Here is a 4,640-nt window from a genome sequence, read left to right as displayed (position 1 = left end):
CGGCAGGCACGCCAGCCGGGTAGTTCTTCAGCCAAATTCTTTCCATGCACCGTCTCCTGRWTTTCTGAATGGTCGTTCGATTTTCGACAGATGCTAAACGCGCGACCCTGTTAAGACAACACGTTAGATGAAGTCCTCTGGAAGTAGCACACCATAAGACGTGAAGTCTAGCGCACAGTTCAGGGCCACTCGCGGGAATTCCCTAGTCACGCTTTTACCGGCAGGACCATCTTCATCATATTGGTGGCCAGTTCCTCGGCCAGCGCCCGCGGCTTCATGCGCCCGGGCTCGTGCCAGGTGTACATGAAGCCGACCACGCTGCCGATCGCGTGCGCGGTCACGCGCGCATCGCCGTAGTGGAAGACGCCGTCGCGCTTGCCCTCCTCCAGCAGTGCATAGAGGTCGCGGTAGAAGGCGCGCGCCATGCTGCCCAGCCACGCCACCGTTTCGGGGCGCAGGTACTGGTTGTCGCGAAAGCTCAGCGTGGCGGGCACATGGCAGTCGATGCAGCGACGCGCCATTTCCAGCAGGCATGCGCGCAGGCGCTCGCGCACCGGCAGGGCGGGGTCGGCGGTCTCGCGGATGACCGGCAGGCAGGTCTGCGCCGACTCGCGGCACAGGATGTCGAAGATTTCGTACTTGTCTGTGAAGTAGTAATAGACCGCCGGCTTGGTCACGCCCAGCGCGCGGCACAGGTCGTTCATGGTCATGCCGGGGTAGCCCTTGGTATAGAACAACTGGGCGGCGGCATCGAGGATCTGGCGGCGGCGCGCCTCCTGGCGCTCGGCGATATGCGAGCGCGCGGGCATGGCGTCCGGAGCGATGTCCGGCACGGCTTCGGCGGGAGCGGTTTTCTGTGCAGTCGGCATGATGCGATTCTCGCATGGCGGGCCGGGCGGGAAGGCCCGCGATCGGTTTGGACAAGGCCGGCGCGGCCGCGCGCGACGGGAGTACGCGGCTGGCGTACGCGCTTGACGCACGATGGCAATGCCAATAGCATCATACCCAAGGGTACATAAATATACCAAAGAGTAGATTTCGCCAGGACCGGCCGGCCTGGCGCCCCAATAAGGAGACACCGCCGATGGACGAAACCGCGTACCTGGCAGACCTGCACGCGCGCTGGCAGCGCGCCTGGCCCGCCCGCCTGCCGCGCGCCCCGCAGTACCCGCTGGGACGGCGGCCGCTCACGGAGATGCTGCGGCACTGGGGCCGCACGCGGCCCGGCCATCCGGCGGTGCTCTTCTACGGCCACGAAACCAGCTACGCCGAACTCGACGCGCAAAGCGACCGCTGCGCGGCGCTGCTGGCCTCGCACGGCATCGGCGCCGGCGACCGCGTGGCGGTGCTGCTGCCGAATTGCCCGCAGTTCCACGTCGTCTTCTTCGGCATCCTCAAGCTCGGCGCGGTCTACGTGCCGGTCAGCCCGCTCTCGCAGCACGCCGAACTGCGGCACGCACTCGCGGACAGCACGCCGAGCGCCCTGGTCGCGCTCGACCAGCTGGTGCCGCTGGTGCGCGAAACGCGCGAGGCCCTGGGCGCGGACGATCCGCTCTCGCTGCTGTTCACGACCAGCTTCGCTGAAGTGCTGCCGGCCGAGCCCACGCTGCCGCTGCCGCCGATGGCGCAGGCGCCGCCCTGCCCGTGCGAGCCCGGCGACCGGGCCATCGCCTTGCTGTCCGCGATGGCGGCCTGCACGCATCCGGCGCCCACCACGCCGGTCGCGCTCGACGCGCCGGCCGCGCTCAACTACACCGGCGGCACCACCGGCCTGCCCAAGGGCTGCATCCATACGCAAGGCGATATGGTGGACATGGCGGCCGCCTTCGGCGCGGTTTCGCTGGAGATCGCCGACGACACTGTGATGCTCGGCTTCTTCCCGGAATTCTGGATCGCCGGCGAAAACCTCTGCCTGATCTTCCCCGCCTTCTTCGGCATCCCCCTGGTGCTGCTGGCGCGCTGGGATCCCGAAACCTTCATGGCGGCGGTGCAGCGCTATCGCGTCACCAACGCATCGATGCTGGTCGACAACGCGGTGGAGGTGATGGAACACCCGCGCGTGGCGCAATACCAGCTGCGCTCGCTGCGCCATGTGGGCGTGTCCTCCTTCGTCAAGAAGCTCAACCTGCCCTACCGCCGCGCCTGGCACGCGCTGACCGGCTCGGTCATTGCGGAAAGCGCCTGGGGCATGACGGAGACGCAGACCTGCAACACCTTCACCCATGGCATGCAGGACGATGACCTGGACCTGCGCGCCCAGCCCATCTTCGTCGGCCTGCCCGTGCCCGGGACCGAGTTCAAGGTCTGCGACTTCGATAGCGGCGAGCTGCTGCCGCTCGGCGCCGAGGGCGAGCTGTGCGTGCGCACGCCGACCCTGCTCAAGGGATACTGGAACAAACCCGGGGCCACGCGCGAATCGCTGCGCAACGGCTGGCTCCACACCGGCGACATCGGCCTGATCGACGCGCACGGCTACCTGCATTACCTGGGCCGGCGCAAGGAGATGCTCAAGGTCAATGGCATGAGCGTGTTCCCCGCCGAGATCGAGGCGCTGCTCGGCCAGCACCCGGCCATCCTCGGCGCCGCCGTGGTGGGGCGCGCCGACGAGGACCGTGGCCAGCTGCCGGTCGCCTTCGTCATGCTCAAGCCGGAAGCCGCCGGCACCGTCGACGCAGCCGCGCTGGTGCAGTGGTGCCGCAGCAATATGGCTGTGTACAAGGTGCCGCTGGTACGCATCGTCGACGCCCTGCCCCTCACCGCCACGGGCAAGGTGCGCAAGCAGGACCTGGCACCGTTGCTCGAGCAACCCGGCTGACACTGCCATGCCCATCCCGTCTTCCCCGCCCCCGAACTGGTCCTTCGCATCATGACGTTCCGCAAGCTACTGATCGCCAATCGCGGCGAAATCGCCATCCGCATCGCGCGCGCGGCTGCCAGCGCCGGCCTGCAGAGCGTGGCCCTGTTCAGCGAGGACGACCGCGACGCCCTCCATGTGCGCAAGGCCGACGAGGCAGTCGCACTGGCCGGCACGGGCCCGCGCGCCTATCTCGATATCGGGCAGGTGGTGGCCGCCGCGCGCCGCAGCGACTGCGACCTGGTCCATCCGGGCTACGGCTTGCTCTCGGAGAACGCGGAGTTTGCCCAGGCCTGCCTGGATGCCGGCCTGGCCTTCACGGGCCCGGCGCCGGACGTGCTGCGCCTGTTTGGCGACAAGGCACGCGCACGCGCGCTGGCCCGCGAATGCGGCGTGCCGGTCGTGCCGGGCACCACGGGGCCGACCACGCAGGAGGCAGCGCACGCGTTCTTCGCCACGCTGCAGGCGCAGGACGCCCGGCCCGGCATGATGATCAAGGCGCTGGCGGGCGGTGGCGGGCGCGGCATGCGCGCGGTGCACGCCGCGCAGGAGATCGGCCAAGCCTATGCCCGCTGCGTCTCCGAAGCCACGGCCGCCTTCGGCAATGGCGCGGTCTATGTGGAGCGCATCGTGGACGCGCCCCGCCATATCGAGATCCAGGTGGTGGCCGATGCGGCCGGCGGCGTGATCGCGCTGGGCGAGCGCGAGTGCAGCCTGCAGCGGCGCCACCAGAAACTGCTGGAGGTGGCGCCCAGCCCCTCGCTGGACGATGCCATGCGCGCGCGCCTGGCGCAGGCCGCGATCACGCTCGCGCGCGCCAGTGCCTACCGCGGCATCGGCACCTTCGAATTCCTGCTCGGCGAGCATGGCGAATTCTGGTTCATGGAAGCCAACCCGCGCCTGCAGGTGGAGCACACCGTCACCGAAATGGTCACTGGCGTGGACCTGGTCCAGGTGCAGCTGGGCATCGCCGCCGGGCAGAGCCTGGCCCAGCTCGGGCTGGACCGGCCCCCGGCGCCGCGCGGCATCGCCGTGCAGCTGCGCATCAATGCCGAGCATCTCGACGCGCGGGGCCAGCTGCGCCCCGCCAGCGGCCGCATCAGCGCCTACGAGCCGCCCAGCGGTCCGGGCGTGCGGGTGGATGGCGCCGGCCACGCCGGCATGCGCGTCAATCCGCGCTTCGACTCGCTGCTGGCCAAGCTGATCGTGCACGAGCCCGGCGGCAACTACGAACGCGCGCTGGCGCAGGCCTACCGTGCCTTGTGCGAATTCCGCATCGAGGGCATCGACACCAACCGCCGCCTGCTGCAGGACCTGCTGCAGCGCGACGACGTGCGCCGCAATGCCATCCACACCCAGTACCTCGACGCCGCGCTCCCGGCCATGGCGGTCCAGGCCCTGGCCGGCGGCGATACCCATCCCGCGCTGCATGCGCTCGGCGACGCCGGCGGCGCGCCGGCCGCGCACAGCGTACCGCCCGACGACCTGCCCGACGACCTGCCCGAGGATGCCGAACGCGTCAGCGCACCCATGGACGGCGCCCTGGCCGCGCTGCAGGTGCAGCCCGGCGACATCGTGCGGCGGGGCCAGACGCTGGCCATCATCGAGGCGATGAAGATGGAGCACCCGCTCGAGGCGCCGGTGGCCGGCCAGGTGCTGCGCGTGCTGGCCGCGCCCGGCGACGTGCTGCGCGCCGGCGCGCCGGTGATCGTGCTGGCGGCCGACGCGGGCGCAGACCATGCGCACGAAGCCGGCCGACGCGGGCGCAGACCATGCGCACGAAGCC

General features: G+C 69.8%; 3 protein-coding genes. 2 read left to right on the top strand and 1 reads right to left on the bottom strand.

The window, feature by feature from the left end; genetic code table 11:
• Positions 1-206 precede the first annotated feature (206 nt).
• A complete protein-coding gene (locus AC1DO7_RS39540) occupies positions 207-869 on the bottom strand; it encodes a TetR/AcrR family transcriptional regulator (RefSeq protein ID WP_441617903.1) in 663 nt (220 codons plus the stop codon).
• Positions 870-1,084: 215 nt separating this feature from the next.
• Here AC1DO7_RS39540 and AC1DO7_RS39535 point away from each other — a divergent pair, with 215 nt between their 5' ends.
• Entirely contained in the window at positions 1,085-2,815 is a 1,731-nt protein-coding gene (locus AC1DO7_RS39535) for an AMP-binding protein (RefSeq protein WP_441617905.1), read from the top strand.
• Between the two features lie 51 nt (positions 2,816-2,866).
• Positions 2,867-4,640, top strand: a 1,774-nt coding sequence (locus tag AC1DO7_RS39530) for an acetyl/propionyl/methylcrotonyl-CoA carboxylase subunit alpha (RefSeq protein ID WP_477117437.1), incomplete at its 3' end; no start/stop codon positions are given.

The organism is Cupriavidus sp. 05N40 (assembly GCF_056397305.1).
This window is presented reverse-complemented; position numbering and strand designations above follow the sequence as displayed.